The 19666-nt window shown below is 67.1% G+C and carries 17 protein-coding genes; 10 read left to right on the forward strand and 7 right to left on the reverse strand.

Annotation, left to right across the window (positions count from 1 at the left end; translation table 11 throughout):
• The first annotated feature begins 215 nt into the window (after nucleotides 1-215).
• The 4 genes from G365_RS0104335 (at nucleotide 216) to G365_RS0104350 (ending at nucleotide 4384) form a co-directional block, all read left to right on the forward strand.
• A complete protein-coding gene (locus G365_RS0104335; RefSeq protein ID WP_026345086.1) occupies nucleotides 216-1229 on the forward strand; it encodes a 2-keto-3-deoxygluconate permease in 1014 nt (337 codons plus the stop codon).
• A 2-nt stretch (nucleotides 1230-1231) separates the two neighbouring features.
• Complete coding sequence (locus G365_RS0104340) at nucleotides 1232-2479, forward strand: four-carbon acid sugar kinase family protein (protein WP_019644280.1); 1248 nt, start codon at nucleotides 1232-1234, stop codon at nucleotides 2477-2479.
• Nucleotides 2480-3496 carry a 4-hydroxythreonine-4-phosphate dehydrogenase PdxA gene (gene pdxA, locus G365_RS0104345; RefSeq protein ID WP_019644281.1) on the forward strand — a complete coding sequence of 339 codons (1017 nt, stop codon included), beginning with the start codon at nucleotides 2480-2482 and terminating at the stop codon, nucleotides 3494-3496.
• 114 nt (nucleotides 3497-3610) lie between these two features.
• On the forward strand, nucleotides 3611-4384 hold the full coding sequence (locus G365_RS0104350) for a DeoR/GlpR family DNA-binding transcription regulator (protein ID WP_245554694.1): 774 nt from the start codon (nucleotides 3611-3613) through the stop codon (nucleotides 4382-4384).
• Between the two features lie 22 nt (nucleotides 4385-4406).
• Here the strand turns inward: G365_RS0104350 and G365_RS0104355 are convergent, their stop codons facing one another.
• Together G365_RS0104355 and G365_RS0104360 are read right to left on the reverse strand one after the other, a co-directional pair.
• Nucleotides 4407-4970, reverse strand: coding sequence for a TetR/AcrR family transcriptional regulator (locus G365_RS0104355; RefSeq protein ID WP_019644283.1), 564 nt, complete (start codon nucleotides 4968-4970; stop codon nucleotides 4407-4409).
• Entirely contained in the window at nucleotides 4970-5470 is a 501-nt protein-coding gene (locus G365_RS0104360; protein ID WP_019644284.1) for an HPP family protein, read from the reverse strand. The genes G365_RS0104355 and G365_RS0104360 overlap by 1 nt, the downstream gene beginning before the upstream one ends.
• A gap of 194 nt (nucleotides 5471-5664) precedes the next feature.
• Here G365_RS0104360 and G365_RS0104365 point away from each other — a divergent pair, with 194 nt between their 5' ends.
• The 3 genes from G365_RS0104365 to G365_RS20310 are packed head-to-tail and all read left to right on the forward strand — an operon-like array spanning nucleotide 5665 to nucleotide 8809.
• Entirely contained in the window at nucleotides 5665-6147 is a 483-nt protein-coding gene (locus tag G365_RS0104365; RefSeq protein ID WP_019644285.1) for a MarR family winged helix-turn-helix transcriptional regulator, read from the forward strand.
• A gap of 36 nt (nucleotides 6148-6183) precedes the next feature.
• A complete protein-coding gene (locus tag G365_RS0104370) occupies nucleotides 6184-7263 on the forward strand; it encodes an HlyD family secretion protein (RefSeq protein ID WP_019644286.1) in 1080 nt (359 codons plus the stop codon).
• Nucleotides 7256-8809, forward strand: coding sequence for an MDR family MFS transporter (locus tag G365_RS20310; RefSeq protein ID WP_043741566.1), 1554 nt, complete (start codon nucleotides 7256-7258; stop codon nucleotides 8807-8809). The genes G365_RS0104370 and G365_RS20310 overlap by 8 nt, the downstream gene beginning before the upstream one ends.
• Nucleotides 8810-8827: 18 nt before the next feature.
• Here the strand turns inward: G365_RS20310 and G365_RS0104380 are convergent, their stop codons facing one another.
• Both G365_RS0104380 and G365_RS0104385 read right to left on the reverse strand, forming a co-directional pair.
• Complete coding sequence (locus G365_RS0104380; RefSeq protein ID WP_019644288.1) at nucleotides 8828-9190, reverse strand: hypothetical protein; 363 nt, start codon at nucleotides 9188-9190, stop codon at nucleotides 8828-8830.
• Nucleotides 9191-9225: 35 nt separating this feature from the next.
• Nucleotides 9226-10131, reverse strand: a complete 906-nt coding sequence (locus tag G365_RS0104385; RefSeq protein WP_019644289.1) for a LysR family transcriptional regulator — start codon at nucleotides 10129-10131, stop codon at nucleotides 9226-9228.
• Between the two features lie 124 nt (nucleotides 10132-10255).
• On the opposite strand from G365_RS0104385, the gene G365_RS0104390 reads away from it, so the two are divergent.
• Nucleotides 10256-11833 carry a proton-conducting transporter transmembrane domain-containing protein gene (locus tag G365_RS0104390; protein ID WP_019644290.1) on the forward strand — a complete coding sequence of 526 codons (1578 nt, stop codon included), beginning with the start codon at nucleotides 10256-10258 and terminating at the stop codon, nucleotides 11831-11833.
• 251 nt (nucleotides 11834-12084) lie between these two features.
• A complete protein-coding gene (locus G365_RS20315) occupies nucleotides 12085-14484 on the forward strand; it encodes a YbcC family protein (RefSeq protein ID WP_019644291.1) in 2400 nt (799 codons plus the stop codon).
• Nucleotides 14485-14521: 37 nt separating this feature from the next.
• Here G365_RS20315 and G365_RS0104400 read toward each other — a convergent pair whose 3' ends face one another.
• Together G365_RS0104400 and G365_RS0104405 are read right to left on the reverse strand one after the other, a co-directional pair.
• Nucleotides 14522-14941 carry a hypothetical protein gene (locus G365_RS0104400; RefSeq protein WP_019644292.1) on the reverse strand — a complete coding sequence of 140 codons (420 nt, stop codon included), beginning with the start codon at nucleotides 14939-14941 and terminating at the stop codon, nucleotides 14522-14524.
• Nucleotides 14942-14948: 7 nt separating this feature from the next.
• Nucleotides 14949-15215: a type II toxin-antitoxin system Phd/YefM family antitoxin gene (locus tag G365_RS0104405; RefSeq protein WP_019644293.1), complete on the reverse strand. Its 267-nt coding sequence runs from the start codon at nucleotides 15213-15215 to the stop codon at nucleotides 14949-14951.
• 361 nt (nucleotides 15216-15576) lie between these two features.
• Between G365_RS0104405 and G365_RS0104410 the strand changes: the two genes are divergently transcribed.
• Complete coding sequence (locus tag G365_RS0104410; RefSeq protein ID WP_019644294.1) at nucleotides 15577-16281, forward strand: hypothetical protein; 705 nt, start codon at nucleotides 15577-15579, stop codon at nucleotides 16279-16281.
• Between the two features lie 152 nt (nucleotides 16282-16433).
• Here the strand turns inward: G365_RS0104410 and G365_RS0104415 are convergent, their stop codons facing one another.
• Entirely contained in the window at nucleotides 16434-19658 is a 3225-nt protein-coding gene (locus G365_RS0104415) for an efflux RND transporter permease subunit (protein ID WP_019644295.1), read from the reverse strand.
• Nucleotides 19659-19666 lie beyond the last annotated feature (8 nt).

The raw sequence follows: 19666 nt of genomic DNA on the forward strand, positions 1-19666 counted from the left end.
GAAGAGCGGGCAGCCTCCGCTGTGTGGACGATCCCGAGAACCCCGCCGGGCTGTGGCGGGGTTTTGCGTATTCTGCGCGGCTTTGCGGATTCAATTTGCTCATAGTGCGCAATTATGGTTTCATCATGGCCATTGTAGCCAATATTGCGGCGCGTCAGAGCGTATCTGCGGCGCAATAATCAAAAAAATTGCGCGATTTGCGCATGGAGGAGACGATGGTGCAGATTCCAATCAAACGGGGCATGGAACGGGTGCCGGGCGGAATGATGGTGGTGCCGCTGCTGCTGGGGGCGCTGATTGCCACATTCTTTCCGGGGACGCCGAAATTCTTCGGGTCGTTCACCGGGGCGCTGTTCTCGGGATCGCTGACGATTCTGGCGGTGTTTTACGTCTGCATGGGGGCCAGCATCGACTTTAAGGCGACCCCCTACATCGTCAAAAAGGGCGGCACCCTGTTTGCGGTCAAGGTCGGTGTCGCCATGCTGCTGGGCGTGGTGTTCGGCAAACTGCTGGGGGAAGGCCCGGTTGCCGCCGGGGCATTTGCCGGGCTGTCGACGCTGGCGATCGTTGCGGCGATGAACGACACCAACGGCGGCCTGTATATGGCGCTGATGGGGCAGTATGGCCGTCCGCGCGATGTCGGGGCCTATACCATTATGTCGCTGGAATCCGGGCCGTTCCTGACCATGGTGACGCTGGGCGTCGCCGGTCTGTCGGCGTTTCCGTGGCAGACGCTGGTCGGGGCAATCCTGCCGCTGATGATCGGGATGATTCTTGGCAACCTTGACCGTGAGATGCGGGCTTTTCTGTCCAAGGCGATTCCGGTGCTGATCCCGTTCTTTGCCTTTGCTCTCGGGGCCGGTCTTGATCTGTCGAAGGTCTGGCATGCCGGGCTGCTGGGCCTGCTGATGGGCGTCGGTGTGGTGGTTGTCACCGGGATTCCGCTGTTCTTCGCTGACCGCCTGACCGGCGGCACCGGTGTTGCCGGTGTGGCTGCCGCCTCGACGGCGGGCAATGCGGCGGCGGTTCCGGCGATTGTCGCCTCGGCCAATCCGGCGTATGCCGATGCGGCCCCGGCGGCGACCGTTCTGGTGGCGGCCTGCGTCGTGGTCACGGCGGTTGCCGTGCCGGTGCTGACCGCGTGGACGGCCAAGACCTTTGGCCGTCCGGCCGGGGATGGCAGCGAGGACGAAGATGCCCCGGTGGCCTCTTCCGCGAAAGGGCACTGACGATGGCAACCCGCTGGCTTGTGCTGGCTGACGATCTGACCGGGGCGGCTGACTGCGCGATTGCCTTCGCGCAGCAGGGGGCCGGGGCGGTAGTCAGCTGGGGTCTGGAAGGGGCTGGCAGCGGGCCGGTGGTGTCTTATGATGCTGACAGCCGGGGCCTGAGCGCCCCGGCTGCGGCAGACCGGCACCGGCAGGCCCTGCTGCGGCTGCTGGGGCCGGACCGGATTTTGCTGAAGAAAATCGATTCGACCCTGCGCGGTCAGCCTGCGGCGGAAACCGCCGCGACGCTGGATGTTCTGTCCCGGCAACAGGGGCGGGCGTTCGGCATTCTGGCCCCGGCCTTTCCGGCCACCGGGCGCACCACCTCCGGCGGGCACGTGATGGTCAACGGTCGCCCGCTGGAGGAGGCGGAGGTCTGGCAGCGTGACCACAGCTATGCCAGCGCTGATCTGGTGGCGGTGATGGCGGAGGCCGGTGTGGCCGCCGCTCTGCTGCCCCTGTCGGTGATCCGGGGCAGCGAGGCAGGGCTGCGGGCGGCGCTGGCCGGTCTGATGGCGGGCCCGGCATCGGTTGCGGTCTGCGATGCCGGGACGGAAGAGGATCTGCGCCGGATTGCCCGCGCCAGTCTGCCTGCGGCCCCGGGGACCTTCTTCATCGGCAGTGCCGGTCTGGCCCATGCGCTGGCGGCAGAGGCCGGAGATCCGGCGCAGGCTGATCCGGTGCCGTCCCTGACATCCCCGGACGGTACGCTGATGGTGGTCGGGTCGCTGGCGGCGGCCTCCCGCACCGGCGTGCGCCGTCTGATCGCGGCGGGGGCGATGCATTTTGTGCCGGTGGAGCCGGAGCATCTGCTGGCCGGGCCGGAGCAGGACGCCGCCCTGTGCCAGACGGTGCGGGGGCTGCTGGAAGCCGGACAGGATGTTCTGGTGGAAATCCAGATGCACGGCACCCCTGATCTGTCGCTGGGGCCGCAGCTTGCCCGGCGACTGGCCGAGGCGCTGACCCCGGCGTTGCCCGCGATCGGTGCGCTGGCGGCCACCGGGGGCGAAACTGCCGCCGCCCTGCTGGCAGCCTTCGGGGTGCGGGGTATCCGTCTGCTGGAAGAGCTGGAGCCCGGTGTGGCCCTGGGCCTGACGCTGGGCAGTGTGTCACTGCCGCTGGTGACTAAGGCCGGGGCCTTCGGGGATGAAGACTGTCTGGGGCGGATTGCCACCCGCCTGCGTGACCTGCGTTTAAAAGGAAATCTGTGAATGAGTGCCGTCACCCGTTCTGCCGCCCCGGCCCTGCCGACCATCGCCATCACCATGGGCGACCCTGCCGGGATCGGGCCGGAAATTATCATGAAGGCGCTGGCCCGCCCCGATGTGCATGCCCTGTGTAACCCGCTGGTGGTCGGTGATGCCGCCCGCCTGCGCCGGGCGGCGGCGATCACCGGCGTCACTCTGCCGGTGGTGGCCCTGAGCGACGCGTCGGAAGCCCGTTTTCCGCAGCAGGCGGTGCAGTGCCTTGATCTGAAGGTGACGCCGGTCGATCTGCCGTTCGGGCAGGTCTCCGCCGCCGGGGGCGAGACCGCTTACCGCTGTGTGGAGAAAGCGGCGCAGCTGGTGCAGTCCGGGGTGGTGCAGGCAATCTGTACCGCGCCGCTGAACAAGGAAGCGCTGCATGCCGCCGGTCATAAGTTTCCCGGCCATACCGAGCTGCTGGCCCATCTGACCGGCACCCCTGAGGTGTCGATGATGCTGACCTCGCCAAAGCTGCGGGTGATTCACGTCACCACCCATATCGGCCTGCTGGATGCGATTGAGAAGATCGAGCCGGGTCTGGTGGAGCGGGTGATCACCCGGGGCCATGACGTGCTGGTCAAGGCCGGGATCACCACCCCGAAGATCGGTGTCTGCGCCATCAATCCCCATGCCGGGGAAAACGGCCTGTTCGGGCGCGGCGAAGAAGCGGTGAAAATCACCCCGGCGGTGGAGGCCTGTCAGGCCAAAGGCTGGGACGTGCGGGGGCCGCTGCCCGCCGACACCCTGTTCTTTCTGGCCGGGCGGGGGGACTATGATCTGGTGGTGGCGATGTACCACGATCAGGGGCATGGCCCGATCAAGGTGCTGGGGCTTGAGGCCGGGGTTAACGTTACTGTCGGCCTGCCGGTGATCCGCACGTCGGTTGACCACGGCACCGCCTTTGACATTGCCGGAACCGGTGTGGCGGATGAACGCAGCCTGATCGAGGCCCTGCGGCAGGCGGTGGATCTGGCCCCGCGCTGATCCCTGCCCGCAGCCTGCCTGACGATGCCGGACCGGCGGGGGGCCGCCAGTCCGGCATCGTGCTTTTGAGTCCCTTTTTCTGCCGGGATCGTTTACGAACGGGGCAGGATCACCATGACGGGTATGGGCGGCATGCGCAGCAGGCAGCGGCGGGCACTTCTTCTGGCGGCACTGGAAAGCGGCGAGGCTGACGTCGCCGGGCTGGCCCTGCGCTTTGGGGTGTCGCCGTCCACCGTGCGGCGGGATCTGCAACGCCTGTCAGAGGAAAATGCCGTCCGCCGGACCTATGGCGGGGCGATTCTGGCGGCCCCGGCAGCGGAAACCACCCTGACGGAACGGCAGAGCGAACAGGGAGCGCAGAAGCGGGCCATCGCCGCCGCCGCCCTGACGGCGGTGGAAGACGGCGAAACCCTGATTCTGGATGCCGGATCAACCGTGCTGGCGCTGGGCCTGCTGCTGAAGGGCCGCCGTCTGCGGGTGATCACCAACAATCTGGCCCTGCTGCCGGTTCTGGCGGCGGAGCCGGGGATTGAGGTGATTGTGCTGGGCGGGGCGCTGCGCGGCACCAGCATGGGCACGGTCGGCCCGCTGGCAATGGATGCCCTGCGGCGGATCACCGCCGACCGGGTGTTTATGAGTGCCGATGGCGTGGTGGCCGGGCGCGGGCTGTGCGAAGCCAGTCTGGATCAGGTCGCCCTGAAAAGTCTGATGATGCAGCAGGCGCGGGATGTGGTGGTGCTGGCGGATTCCACCAAGCTCGGGCGGTCGGAACAGTCGGCATGGGCCCCGCTGCCTGCGGCGTGGCATCTGGTGACCGATGCCCCCCTGACCGACCCACGGGTGGCGGAACTGGCCGCCGCCGGGGCGACCGTGACGGTCGCCCCCTGATCTCCGGCGGGGACTGAAGGGGTTACAGTCTTGCCAGCCGGGCGCGGATGCGGTCCAGCTCCCGCACGAAGCAGGCCGGATCGTTCAGGGACCGGGCCAGCACCAGACCGCCCTGTATCCGCGACAGAATTTCCTCTGACAGGGCCGCGGCCTGATCGTCGGGCAGGGGCAGGCGGACCAGTGCGGCGGTCAGGGCATCGTGCCAGCGTCGGAAGTAGCCACTGATGGCGGTGGCAAAGCGGTCACGGGTATCAGACAGGGCAAAGGCCCCCAGCAGGCAGACCCGCCCGCCGGACCAGAAGTACCCCTGACAGGCATCCAGCATCGCCCGCACGGCGGGCACCGCCGGGGTTTCCGGGGTGCGCAGCGGGGCGAAAACCTCGGTCTCGAACCAGTCGTCGATCATCGCCAGCACCTTGACGGCCATTTCATCCTTCCCGCCGGGGAAGGCATTGTACAGGCTGCCTTTTCCCAGACCGGTCGCGGCGGAAATCCGCGCCATGCTGGCCCCTTCAAAGCCATGTTCGCGGAACACGGCAGCAAGCTGCATCAGCAGGGCGGCGGGGTTGTGGGCGCGGGGGGGCATCAGTCTCTCAGCGGATAAACGGTGACCGGCGGCAGGCGGTGAAACAGCATGGCCACCGCCACCAGCGTCACGCTGCCGAGCAGGGTGGGGAACAGCAGGAAGCTCAGGCCCGGGGCGGTGGCCATCACCACCAGCGGGGTTGCCCCGGCAGGGGGATGGGTGATCCGCAGGGCGGCCATGGCGGCAATCGACAGACCGGCGGCGATGGCGATGCTCCACCATGTCACCGGCAGAACCGCCATGATCGCGAAGGCGATCAGGGCTGCCACCATGTGACCGCCGACAACGTTGGCCGGCTGTGACAGCGGGCTGTTGGGGGCGCTGAACAGCAGAACGCAGGTCGCCCCGAACGGGGCCATCAGCCACGGGTTTCCGGTGGTATGGCTAAGGGCCGAGATGATCAGAATGGCGATGGCACCGCCCAGCCCGGCTTTCAGCACAGCATGGGGCTTCTGGCGCGGCTGGTGTCGGCGCAGCACAAAACGGACGTGGTGACGCATGGGATGGGGGCTTTCCGGGGCGGGGGGATGTTCAGATCTTGTACCGATTGGTACAACGATGACTGCGTACCGTCAAGCGGCAAGCTCTGCGATTTTTGCGCTCCCCCGTGCGCTGTCTGCATGGGTGCGGCGCTTGCTGCCCGGTATAAAAGGGCGCATATCATAAGGGACCTTATTATATGGATGCTCTCTCAATGCCGCAGACCCTCCGCCCGACCCTTGGTTTTCTGTTGCACGAAGTGGCCCGCCTGCTGCGGCGGCGCTTTGAGCAGAACGCCCGTGATCTGGGCCTGACCCGGGCCCAGTGTCAGGTGCTGGCCTATCTGTCGCGGTGCGAGGGCATCCATCAGGGCGGGCTGGCCGAGCTGATCGACGTGGAGCCGATCACGCTGGTGCCGATCCTCGACAAGCTGGAAGAGCGTGGCCTGCTGGAACGGCGGAAAGATCCGTCTGACCGGCGGATGCGCACCCTGTACCTGACCGACGCCGCCCGCCCGCTGCTGGATTCGATCCTGTCGCTGGGCGAGATCACCCGCAACGAGGCGCTGGACGGCCTGAGCGCCGATCAGCGTCAGGCGCTGGCGGATACCCTGCTGCTGATGAAAACCAATCTGCTGGATGCCTGCACCCGCGCCCCGGCGGTGTTGCCGTCTGCCTGTGACGAGACCCCCGCCTGATCCCCTGTTCTGACAAGAAAACCGGACTCCCCCGTCATGACTGATTCCTCTGCCGCCGCCGCTGTCCTGCCCGCCCGTTCCGGCGGAGTGGACCGCCTGCGCCTTGCCCTGTTTGCCGCTCTGCCGGTGGCTCTGGCCGCCGGGGCCTATGCCTACGCCTCCGGCGGGGCGGTGATGTCCACCGACAACGCTTATGTGCAGGCCGATATGGTGGCGGTGTCCACCGATGTCTCCGGTTTGGTCAAAAGCGTTGACGTGCAGGAAAACCAGCCGGTGACTGCCGGGCAGGTGCTGTTTCGGCTGGATGATCTGCCCTTCCGGCTGACCCTGCAGCGGGCTGAAACCAAGGTGCAGACCGTGCGGAACGACCTGCTGGCCGATCAGGCCGGTTACCGCGACCTGCAGGCGCAGATCCAGCGGGCACAGGCCGATATCGCCTATTACGCCAACGAGCTGGAACGCAAGCGCCAGCTGGTCAACAGCAACACCACGCCGCGCTCTGCCTTTGATGATGCCCGCCACGATGCCCAGACGGCCCAGCTGAAACTGGCGTCACTGACCCAGCAGGCGGCGGCGATGGCGGCCCGGCTGGATGGCCGCCCGGCGGACGATGTGGAGACGTACCCCGCCTACCGCGATGCGGTGGCCGCCCGTGATGAGGCGCAGCGCCAGCTTGATCATACCGTGGTGCGCGCCCCGATGGATGGGGTGGTGACCCGGGTGCCGTCCCTGCAGGCCGGGCAGGCGCTGCCTGCGGCCACACCGGCCTTCAGTCTGGTGGCAACGGACCACGTGTGGATTGATGCCCAGCCGAAGGAGACCGAGCTGACATGGGTGCATGCCGGGCAGCCGGTGACGGTCACGGTTGATACCTATCCCGGTGCCGTCTGGCACGGCACGGTGGACAGCATCAGCCCGGCATCGGGGGCCAGCCTGTCGCTGTTGCCCGCCCAGAATTCCAGCGGTAACTGGGTGAAGGTGGTGCAGCGGATTCCGGTGCGGGTGCGCATTGACACCCCGGAGGGCCTGCCGCCGCTGCGGGTCGGCATGTCGGCGACGGTGGATGTGCAGACCGGCCATGTGCGCGGCCTGCCGCTGGTGGGCGATCATGGCTGACGGCCCGGTTCCGGCGGCCGGGTTTCAGCCCGTACCGCACCGGGGGATGATCACCGCCTGCGTGACGCTGGCCGTGATCATGCAGGCGCTGGACACCACCATTGCCAATGTGGCGTTGCCCTATATTCAGGGGGCGGTGGCGGCCAGCGCCGATCAGATTAACTGGGTGCTGACCTCTTACATCGTCGCGGCGGCGATCATGACCCCGCCGTCGGCGTTTCTGGCCCGGCGGTTTGGCCGGAAGCGGGTGCTGATGGGCTCGGTGAGCGGGTTCATCATTGCCTCGGTGCTGTGCGGCATTGCGCAGTCACTGCCCGAAATCGTTGGCTTCCGGCTGTTGCAGGGCCTGTGCGGGGCGGCGCTGGTGCCGCTGTCGCAATCCATCCTGCTTGATCTGTATTCGGCGGAGGAACGCGGTAAGGCGATGGCCCTGTTCGGGGTGTCGGTGATGGTCGGCCCGGTTCTGGGGCCGGTGATCGGCGGCTGGCTGACCGAAAACACCAGCTGGCGCTGGGTGTTTTATATCAACGTGCCGATCGGGGTTCTGGCGGTGCTGGGCCTGTCGGCGTTTGTGAAGGAGACCGCCCGCGATACCGCCGCCCGGCTTGACTGGGTGGGGTTCGGGCTGCTCAGCCTCACCATCGGGGCGTTGCAGATGTTCCTTGACCGCGGGCAGCAGCTTGACTGGTTTTCCTCGGTCGAAATACAGGCCGAAGCCCTGCTGGCGGCGGTGGCGGCCTATCTGTTCATCGTCCATACCGCCACGGCGCGGCGGTCGTTTGTTGATCCGTCGCTGTTCCGGGACCGGAATTTTGTCGTCGGCCTGATCTTTATTTTTACCATCGGCATCACCTATCTGGCCTCGCTGGCGCTGATGACCCCGTATCTGGAATCCCTGATGGGGTATCCGGTGGTCACCGCCGGTCTGGTGATGGGGCCTCGGGGGCTGGGCACCATGGTGTTCATGTTTCTCGTCGGGCGGCTGATCGGCCGGGTTGATACCCGGCTGCTGCTGGCCACCGGCATGGCGATGACCGCCTGGGCGATGTATGACATGTCCGGCTGGACGCCGGATGTCGCGGCCTCGACGATTGTCTGGGTCGGTTTTGTGCAGGGGGCGGGGCTGGGGTTCCTGTTCGTGCCGATGTCGGCGGTGACCTTTGCCACCCTGCCGCTGCAGAAGCGGGCGGAAGGCACCGGCCTTTACAACCTGTCACGCAATATCGGCTCGGCTGTCGGGATTTCGGTGATGGCGGCGCTGCTGACCGGCAACACCCAGATCAACCATGCCGAAATTGCCGCCCATCTGACCCCGTTCAACCGGATTCTGGAGCAGCCGGTGTTCGCCCATGTCTACAATCCGGCGACAGCCGCCGGACAGGCGGCGCTGGATGGGTTGGTGACCCATCAGGCGGTCATCATCGCCTATGCCGATGATTTTCTGCTGCTGATGGTGCTGTCCCTGATCACCATTCCGCTGGTGCTGCTGCTGCGCAGCCCGAAGCAGGCCGCCGGGACGAAGCCGGAGCCGGTGGTCGCTGACTGAGCGCCGCAGGGCGGGCCGTCAGCCGCTGAGGCACCAGCTGCGCCCGCTGGAGCGGTAGCCGCTGGGGCAGGATCCGGTTTTACGGATGGCATGGCAGGCAGACATCCCGGCCAGACAGAAGTCGCCGCTGCCGGTGTAGCCGGTGGGGCAGCTTTCCCCCGGCGGTTTTTCCAGGGCCGGGCGGGCCCCCTTACCGGGCAGGCAGGCCCCGCCGCTGGACCGGTAGCCGCTGGGGCAGCTCTGGCGGCTGTCACTCTTTGAGACCGCCGAAGCCGGAGCGGGGGGAACACTGCACCCGGCCTCAGCCGGGGCCGGGGCCAGCAGCAGCGGCATCAGCAGGCAGACCAGCAGGGGCAGGGCGGCAAAACCGGGCAGGCGCATCGGGGCAGACTCCGTTGACTGATCCCCGCAGTCTATCACGGCTGGGCGGCCTGACGGATCAGGTCCTGCACCACCGGATTGGGGAATTTACGCGGGGTGGTCACTGCATAGAACGTCTCAGAGATGCCGGGCAGGCGGCTGACTTCGGTCAGCAGGCCGTTTTTCAGCTCATCCTGCACCACAATCGGCGGCAGCACCGCCAGCCCGATGCCTTCACGGGTCAGCAGACGCATCATCGCCATGTCGTCCACCTCGGCGGCCAGCTGCGGGCGGACGTCCAGCCGTGCCGCCAGGGCGTCAAAGGCCATGCGCAGGCCGCTGGACCGCGTCGGCACGATCAGCGGGCTTTCGGCCAGCAGCGTGCGCAGATCGCCGCTGTCTGCCGGGCACAGGCCGGGCACCCCGATCAGGCTGGCGGGCTGCTGGTCCAGCGGTTGCACCACATAAGGGGTCTGGCTGTGGCTGTAGGCGGTGCGGGCATCGGCCTGCGGCGGCTGACTGGTCAGCACCACATCAAGGTTAAGGTCGGCCAGCGCCCCCAGCAGATCCGGTCCGCTGCCGGAATGCAGGATCACCTCGACATCACTGCGCCCCAGCACTGGCTGAAGAAACTGAAGCTGGAAGTTACGCGACAGGGTGGCAATCGCCCCGATCCGCACCGCCCGCCGGGCCTGCCCGGTCTGGTGTAACGTCGCCAGCAGCTCGTGCCCGGCGGCGAAGATGGCGTCGGCATGATCCAGCGCGATCCGTCCGGCCTCGGTCAGGTGCAGGGCGCGGCCCCGGCGTTCAAACAGGGCCTGTCCCAGCCGGTCCTCCAGCTGGCGGATCTGCGCTGACAGCGCGGATTGCGACACATTCAGCTTTTCAGCGGCGCGGGTCAGGTGGCCTTCGTGCGCCACCACCCGGAAGTAGCGCAGGTGGTGATAGTTCAGGTCCGGCATGGTGCGGCTCCCGCAATCATTCTGTTTAAGTGAATGGTTTGTGCTGAACATTATATTTTTTATAACAATGGCACCAGCCTATGGTGCGGCGGAGATGATGTTTCCCTGCCGGAGGCTGAGCGCCATGCTGCCTGTACCCCTGTTTCCCCCCTCTCTGCTGCCTCTTGTGGCGATCCTGCCCTTTGTTGCCGTGGCCCTGCTGGCCCCGCTGCTGCGCCGCCGCCCGGCGGGGATTGCCGGTCTTGCCGAAGCGGCGGCCCTGCTGTCGCTGGCGGTGTTCGGCGTTGCCCTGTGGGGGCTGATCCAGTCCGGGCCGCAGACTTCGGCCCTGCTGGGGTGGGGCGGTGTCGGCCTGAGTGCCCGGCTGGATGCGGTCAGCATCACCATGGGCCTGCTGATTGCCTTTGTCGGCTGGGTGGTGCTGCGCTACAGCCGCACCTATCTGCGGGGCGAGGCCGGGCAGGCCGCCTTCACCGGCTGGCTGGCGGTGGTGCTGGCGGCGGTGCTGCTGTGTACACAGGCGGGCAACACCGTGCAGATGCTGGCGGGCTGGAGTGTCGCCAGCTTCGGCCTGCACCGGCTGCTGCTGTTCTATCCGGGGCGGGCTGCGGCGCAGCGGGCGGCACGGAAGAAGTTTGTGATCGCCCGCGCCAGTGATCTGGCCCTTGCCGCAGCGGTCGGCATGCTGGCGGTTGCCGGCGGCACCGATATTGCCACCCTGCTGGAAGCCGCCCGCACCGGCACCCTGACCGCGCAGGCCCCAGGACTGACCGCGCTGGCGGTGGGGCTGCTGGCGGTGGCCGCCGGGCTGAAGTCGGCGCAGGCCCCGGCGCATAGCTGGCTGACGGAAATGGCCGAGGCCCCGACCCCGGTCTCTGCCCTGCTGCATGCCGGGGTGATCAACGCCGGGGGCTTTCTGCTGGTGCGCTTTGCCGATCTGGTGCTGACCAGCCCCGGCATCATGGCGGTGCTGGTGATGGTCGGCGGCTTCACCGCCCTGTACGGCAGTCTGGTGATGCTGACCCAGCCGCTGGTCAAGACCTCGCTGGCGTGGTCCACCGTGGCGCAGATGGGGTTCATGACCATGCAGTGCGGGCTGGGGCTGTTCCCGCTGGCGCTGCTGCATATCGTCGCCCATTCCCTGTACAAGGCCCACGCCTTCCTTGCCTCCGGCAGCACGGTGAAGACCGTCGCCGCCGCCCGCCGCCCCGGCCCGGTGGCAGTGCCCGGCGGCGGGGCGATCCTGCGGGCCTTTGCCGTTGCCTTCGGCCTGTACCTGCTGATGGGGCTGCTGTTCGGCTTCCAGCATAAATCACCGCAGGCGCTGGCGCTGGGCGCGGTGCTGATCTTCGGCATGGCCTATCTGATCGCGCAGGGTCTGGCCGATGCCGCCCCCCGGGCCCTGACGGTGCGGACCAGCGTGTTCTCGCTGGTGGCCTCGGCCAGTTACTTCGGCCTGCAGACAGCGGCGGCCAGCCTGACCGCCGGAACCCTGCCGCCCACCCCCGCCCCCGGCCCGCTGGAAATTGCCCTGCTGGCGCTGATGCTCCTCAGCTTCGGGGCGGTGGCACTGGCGCAGGTGATGTTTCCGCTGTGGTCACGTCACCCCGCCGCCACCGGCCTGCGGGTCCATCTTGCCAACGGCCTGTACCTGAACACCCTGACCGACCGCCTGCTGGGCGGGTGGATGAAGACGCTTTAAGTGGCCCCTCAGACGCCGGGCGCGGGCCTCCGCCCGCTTGGCTTACGCGCCCACGCGGGCGCGGGGCCTCAATGGCCCAGTTAAACAGTGTTTCCCAGAGATGACGTTCCAGACCGGAGGCCGACCATGACGCTCAGACGCCGGGCGCGGGCCTCCGCCCGCTTGGCTTACGCGCCCACGCGGGCGCGGGGCCTCAACGGCCCAGTTAAACAGTGTTCCCCAGAGATGACGTTCCAGACCGGAGACCGACCATGACGCTTTCCCTGTCCCAGATCTCCGCCGCCGCGACCGGGGCCGCCCGGATGATTGCCCCGGCGTGGCCGCTGGAGGCCACCGTTGCGGTCAACCCCTTCCTCGGCCAGACCGGCGAGACGCTGGCCGAAACCGCCGCCCGGCTGGCCCGGGCCGGGGGCGTGCCGGTGACCATGCCGCGCCCGTGGTACCGCGCCCGGATCGCCGATGGCCGGATCAGCCGGGACGACCTGACGGCAGCGCTGCTGGCCTGCCCGCAGCCCGGCAAACCCGCCGATGTCGCGGCCCTGCTGGCGCTGGCGGACCAGCCGCAGCCCGATCCTGCCCCGCTGCCGACGCTGGCCGATCTGGGGGCGGAGCTGACCGGCACCGACTGGCCCGCCTTCCTTGATGACCGCATCGGCCTGTGGGCTGCCGGGCACTTCGACCGTGGACAGGCCCTGTGGGGCGAACGGCAGGAAGAACGGGAATGGGCATCGTGGCGGCACTGGGCCACCCATGACCTGACCCCCGAGGTGCAGGGCCTGACCGGCTTCGCGGCCTTTGCCGCCGGTCTGCCCGATGACCCGGCAGAGGCGCTGGTGCAGGGCTGTGCCGTCCTTCAGGTTCCGGCGGCGGCGCTGCCGACCCTGTTCCACCGGCTGCTGTTCAGCCTTGGCGGCTGGGCGCAGCATGCCCGCTATCTGGTGTGGCAGGCGGAACAGGCGGGCGGCACCAGCCCAGCCCTGACCGATCTGCTGGCGGTGCGGCTGGCGTGGGAACAGGCGCTGCTGATCCGCTTTCCGGCGCTGGCCCCGCGCTGGGCGGCGGTGGCGGCAGCCCATGCCGCACCGCTGACCCCCGATGCCGGGCAGATTGTCGATGCCATCTTGCAGGATGCCGCCGACCGCGCCGCCCAGCGGACACTGGCGGCAACGCTGGCCGCTCCGGCGGTGGCCGGGCCGGGACCGGGCCGCCCGGCGGTGCAGGCGGTGTTCTGCATTGATGTGCGCTCCGAAGTGTTCCGGCGGGCGCTGGAACAGGCCGACCCCGGCATCAGCACCCTCGGGTTCGCCGGGTTCTTCGGCATCGGGGCCGGGCATCAGGGGTTCGCGTCTGATGTGATGGAACACCGGCTGCCGGTGCTGCTGCCGCCGATGGTTCAGTCCTGCTCCGGCGGGCACGGGCCGCTGGCGGAACAGGCCGATTTCGCCGCCCGCTGCCGGTCGCGCGCGGTGCGGGCGTGGGGGCGGTTTAAGCTGGCGGCGGTGTCCTCCTTCGCCTTCGTTGAATCCGCCGGGCCGCTGTATGCGGTCAAGCTGCTGCGCGATGCCCTCGGGCTGGGCAGCGTCGCCCCGGTGGCGGCCCCGGCCCCGCACCTGCACCCGCAGCCGTCGCCGGATCAGGCGGTCAGCATGGCGGAACGGGTGCTGCGCGGCATGTCGCTGACCTCCGGCTTCGCCCGGATTGTGCTGCTGGCCGGGCATGGTGCCCATGTCACCAACAACCCGCACGCCAGCGCCCTCAACTGCGGGGCCTGCGGCGGCCATGCCGGGGACGTCAACGCCCGGCTGCTGGCGGCGCTGCTGAATGATCCGGCGGTGCGGTGCGGGCTGGTGGCGCGGGGTATCACCATCCCCGCTGATACCAGCTTTGTTGCCGCCCTGCATGACACCACCAGCGACACCGTCACCCTCTATGCCGATGGCCTGCCCGCCAGCCATGCCGCCGATCTGACCGCCCTGAAGCGGGCGCTGGAACAGGCCGGGACCACCGCCCGCGCCGAGCGTGCCCGGCTGCTGCCCGGTGGTGGCAGCGGCTCCGCCCTGCGGCGGCGGGGCCGCAACTGGGCGGAGGTGCGGCCGGAATGGGGCCTTGCCGGGTGCAGCGCCTTCATCGCCGCCCCGCGTGCCCGCACCGCCGGACGCAGCCTGAATGGCCGGGCCTTCCTGCATGACTACGACTGGCGGCAGGATGCGGCGCAGGGCTACCCGGTGCTGGAACTGATCCTGACCGCGCCGGTGGTGGTCGCCAGCTGGATCAGCCTGCAATACTACGGCTCCGCCGTCGCCCCGCAGCACTTCGGGGCGGGCAACAAGCTGCTGCACAACGTGGTCGGCGGCATCGGCGTGGTGGAAGGCAACGGCGGCCTGCTGCGGGCCGGGTTGACGTGGCAGTCGGTGCAGGATGGCACCACCCTGCGCCACGAGCCGCTGCGCCTGACCGTCTGCGTCGAAGCGCCGGAGGAGGCGATGACCGCCATCCTCCAGCGCCATGACGGGGTGCGGGCGCTGTTTGACAACGGCTGGCTGCACCTGTTCGCGCTGGACGCCGCCGGGCAGATGACCCGGCGCTACGCCGGGGACCTGCGCTGGACCGACGGCGACACCACACCGCAGCTGGGCCGGGTGGCGGCGTAGGGGGGGCGGGGCTCCGGCCCCACCTCTTGCCCGGTGCTTAACGGGGTGTGGGGGCGGTGCTGTGCCGCAGAATCTCCTGCCTGATCTGATCAAACAGGGCCGGAGGCAGAAAGCCATAGTCATAGGTGCCGGGGGGCGTGTTCGGGACCGGATAGAGGTCCTCCCCCGGCCACACAAAGATGGTCAGGTCGTTGGTGATCACCCACGACGGGTCCGCATCCAGCCCAAGGTGCTGCTTCACCTTTGCCGGGAGCAGGATGCCGCTGGCCGCCCCGGCTGGCGGGGTATGGGTGATCGGGGCGACCGTCACGCTGACGGCCCCGGCGGTGCCGGTGATGGCCACAATGATGGCAACCGGGCGGCGCTTGACGCCTTTGTCTGCCCCGGCCATAGCCTCATGACGCCACAGATAGTCATGGTGGATCACCAGACCGGGCGTTGGTTTGGGCAGGGGCATCGACCGGTCAGTCTTTCAGCAGATCATTCAGGTGATCATGGGCCGGGTCCATCGCCGTGGACCGGATCGCCTCTTTGACGGCCTCGGGCAGTTCCGACGGGTGATAGGCCTTCGGCTGGCGGTCCCGCCATTCCCGGAAGGCCTGATATTCGCTGGGGGAAACGAAGTACCCGCTGACAGAGCCGTGGTTGAGCACCTCAATCGGCTCCCGCTGGACCTCGCGCTGATACCGCCCGAAGTTGCGGCAGAAGGTGGCGGCGCTTAAAGAGACCATCTCAGACCTCCGGGGATGAGGAATTTACGTATTTTACGTAAAATACGTAAATTGATGGTTCGGGGCAAGGAAGGCCCTCGTTGTGCTGATCGTGTGGGGCTGCTGTGTGCCGAGGGGGGCTTGCGTTAAGAGAATGCTGTGGGCTGCCGCCCGCACCCGCGCGGGGCCATTGGCCCGGTACCCCGGTTTTGGGTTGGAATGTAAAATTGTGAGGAGGTTTCCATATAACGTTCCTTCCGCGAAGGTGGTATGCCACCAGAGCGTGCGCTATGATTGATGGGAAAGCTACCGGCGGCTCGCTCTTTCAGTAAACGGTTAAGCTGTGACTTGGCGGAGATCACAAAGGCGGAGGAATTTTGTGATGTTGAACGATATTTTGGGGACCTTTGCAGCTAACATCAGAGCAAGGGTTGCAGAAGGGTTTCTTGGGCCGGAATGGGTCACTGATGGGTTCTGGATTGAGCAGCGATGGTTGCATGGTGCGCTTTGGGGCGCCTTGACGATGTCTGCCCCAGCGGGGACCATGGCATTGGTCGAACCGGGGATCCGTCGTGACTTTCGTCCTGACCTTGCTTTCATTAATCCGCGACATGAGAAGATTGCGGTTATTGAGTATGAAAGCTCGAATTCCTCAGATGAGCGTCTGATTGTAAAAGACCTTTGGCATTACCGGACGGAGATCGAAAGCTATAAAGGTTTCGAACAGCATTCGGGAGATCCGGAATGGGTTCTTCCTAAGCTGTGGTTGATTATTTCCACACTACCTTCGTGCGAGGTGGCTAACTGGCCATGGCATGGCTACAATAAACAGAGAGAGTGTGGTCCTGTGATCAAGGACCGGAATCTGCGGAATGCCAATCCACTTGCGTATTATGAAGATAGTCTTCACAAGGCGTTTGCAGATGCTTGGAAAGGTATCACCAGTTCATTGCCGATGATTGAGAAACATGGTGTGCAATTGGTCTGGGCGAATGTGAACCAGACAGATATCCGGGTGATGAATGTGAATGGGCAGCCACAGGGCGATAATACAACCGCATTCGTGCTTTTTCCTGAATCACGATAGTCGTCTCATAGAATGAATATCTGCCTGAGGTTTCGTGTTCTTTCCTCCATGCGTCGGTAGAGCCTCGCAAAAACAAGGTCAAGGAGCCCAAGGCTCCTTGCGGGGGACCGGGGGCAGCGCCCCCGGGTTCCTCCCCATCCCCCACACTCCCCTCACATCCCCTTACCATCATCGCGCAGCACCACATACACCGCCGGGATCACCAGCAGGGTCAGGGCGGTGGAGCTGGCGAGGCCGAACACCAGTGACAGGGCCAGCCCCTGAAAGATCGGGTCGGTCAGGATGAAGGCGGCGCCGATCATGGCAGCGGCGGCGGTCAGCACGATCGGTTTGATGCGGATCGCCCCGGCGTCCAGCAGGGCGCGGCGGAGCGGGGTGCTGGGGTCGGCGGCGCGGGCGTGGCGGATGAAGTCCACCAGCAGGATGGAATTGCGCACGATAATCCCGGCCAGTGCGATAAAGCCTATCATCGACGGGGCGGTAAAGGGGGCGGCAAACAGCCAGTGCCCCAGCACGATGCCAATCAGGGTCAGCGGCACCGGCAGCAGGATCACCAGCGGCAGTTTGAACGATCCGAACTGCGCCACCACCAGCAGGTAGATCCCCAGCAGGGCGACCATGAAGGCGGCCCCCATGTCGCGGAAGGTGACCCAGGTGATTTCCCATTCGCCATCCCACAGCAGGGTGGGGGCGGCCTCGTCGGTCGGCTGGCCGTGGTAGCCGATGCGCAGGGCGCCGCTGTCGATCTGGCTTTTTAACTGCTCTTCCACCGCGAACATGCCGTAGACCGGGGCTTCGTAGGCCCCGGCGAGGTCGGCCATCACCATTTCGGCGAAGTGGCCGTCGCGGCGGAACAGGGTGGGGGAGGTCTGTTCCCGCACGATGCTGGCGACGTCGCCGAGGTCCACGGTGCCGCTGCGGGCGGGGATCGGGGTGGACAGCAGCCGCTCGCTGACGGTCAGGGCGTCGCTGGGCAGGCGGACGGAGATATCAACCGGCGTCAGCCCGGCCCCGCGATGGGAATAGCCGACCTTCACCCCGCCCAGCAGGGCGGTGATGGTGTCGTAAACGGCCTCTTCCTCCACGCCGTGGTATTCCAGCGCCTGCTGGTTAAGGGCCAGCCGCAGGCGGGTGGTGCTGGCCCCGGCGCTGTCGTCGATATCAACGATGAAGGGCACGGCGCGGAAGGCGGCCTTCACCTGTTCGGCGGTGGCGCGGCGGGTGGCGGCATCGGGGCCGTAGATTTCCGCCAGCAGGGTGGAGAGGACCGGCGGGCCGGGCGGCACTTCCACCACCTTCAGCACCGTGCCGTCGGGCACCGGCAGGCCGTGCAGGCGCTGCCGTACTTCCAGCGCGATGGCGTGGCTGGCGCGGCTGCGGTCGGCCTTGGGCTTCAGGTTCAGTTGCAGGTCGCCGAGTTCCGGGCTGGAGCGCAGGTAGTAATGCCGCACCAGTCCGTTGAAGGTGAAGGGGGCGGCAGTCCCGGCGTAAATCTGGGCGGAGGTCAGCTCCGGCAGGTCGCGCAGGCGGTCGGCGGCAGCGAACAGCACCCGCTGGGTGTCTTCCAGTGACGATCCTTCCGGCAGGTCGGCCACCACCTGAAGCTCTGACTTGTTATCAAAGGGCAGCAGCTTGACGGTGACGGATTTGGTGTAGAACAGCCCGCACACCGCCACGGTGGCGATGCCGACCCCCCACAGGAAGCGTCTGGCGGTGCGGCGGTCGGTCAGCACGGCGGTGGCAAGGCGGCGGTACAGCGCCCCGAGTTTTCCTTCGCCGCCGTGGTGGGCGACTTCGTCACGGTGGCTGCCGGCCACCTTCATCAGCAGCCACGGGGTGATGGTGACGGCGACGAAGAAGGAAAACACCATGGCGGCGCTGGCGTTGGCGGGGATCGGGCTCATATACGGCCCCATCAGGCCGGAAACGAACATCATCGGCAGCAGGGCGGCCACGATGGTCAGGGTGGCGACGATGGTCGGGTTGCCGACCTCCGCCACGCCATCAATGGCCTTTTGCAGGGCGCTGCGCCCGTCCGGCATGCCCCAGTGGCGGGAGATGTTTTCCACCACCACAATGGCGTCATCGACCAGAATACCGATGGAGAAGATCAGGGCGAACAGGCTGACCCGGTTGATGGTGTAGCCCATCAGGTGCGCGGCAAACAGCGTCAGCAGAATGGTGACGGGGATCACCACCGCCACCACCACCCCTTCGCGCCAGCCGATGGCCAGCGTGATCAGGGCGACAATCGACAGGGTGGCAAGGCCGAGGTGGAACAGCAGCTCATCGGCTTTTTCCCTGGCGGTCTCGCCGTAATTGCGGGTGACCTCAACGGTGATATCGGCGGGCAGCAGGCGGCCTTTCAGGGATTCCAGCCGCTGCATCACCGCCTCGGCCACCACCACGGCGTTGGTGCCCTTGCGCTTGGCCAGCGACAGCGACACGGCGGGCAGGGGGCTGCCGTCCGGGGTCATGGTCCACACCCGCTGATCGGCGGGGGCGGAGCCGACGATGATGGTTGCCACGTCCTTCACATACACCGGGCGGCCGTCGGCGGTGGTGATCAGCAGGGTTCCGATGTCGGCCACCCCCTGCAGGGTCTGCCCGGCCATCACCGGGCGCTGGCCGCCGCCGTCGCGCACCCGGCCAAGGGAGAACTGGCGGTTGGCATTGGTGATCTTATCGACCAGCTGGTTGAGGGTGACACCGTAAAGGGTCAGCCGTTCCGGGTCGGGTTCCACCCGGATCTGTTCCGCCTGTCCGCCGGTCAGGAAGGTCAGGCCGACGTCATCGACCTTGATCAGTTCCCGCATCAGGGTGTCGGCCAGGGCCCGCAGCCCGGCATCGGTCCAGCGGTCGGCGGCGTCGGGGCGGGGCGACAGGGTCAGCACCACGGCGGGCACATCATTGATGCCGCGCCCGATGATCAGCGGCTCGGGGATGCCGACCGGGATTTCCGGCATGTGGGCGCGGATGGTCTCATGCACCCGCAGCAGGGCGATATCCTTGTCGGTGCCGACCCTGAAGCGGGCGGTGACGGTGACGTGGTCGTCAACGGTCTGAGAATAGACGTGATCGACGTCATCCAGCCCCTTGATTATGGTTTCCAGCGGTTTGGTCACCAGCTCCACCGCGTCGTCGGCCTTCAGGCCATTGGCGGAGACCATGATATCAACCATCGGCACCGAGATCTGGGGTTCTTCCTCCCGCGGGAGCTGGATCAGGGCGACGGTGCCGACCACCAGCGCCGCCAGCAGCAGCAGCGGTGTCAGCGGCGAGCGGATAAAGGCGCGGGTCAGCAGGCCGGACAGGCCCAGACGGTGCCGGGGGGCTTCGGGGGGCTGTTGTTCGGGGGGCCGGGGGGCGGTGGTCATAGCGGGTC

Source organism: Novispirillum itersonii subsp. itersonii ATCC 12639, assembly GCF_000381985.1.
GTDB classification, from domain to species: Bacteria; Pseudomonadota; Alphaproteobacteria; order Rhodospirillales; family Rhodospirillaceae; genus Novispirillum; species Novispirillum itersonii.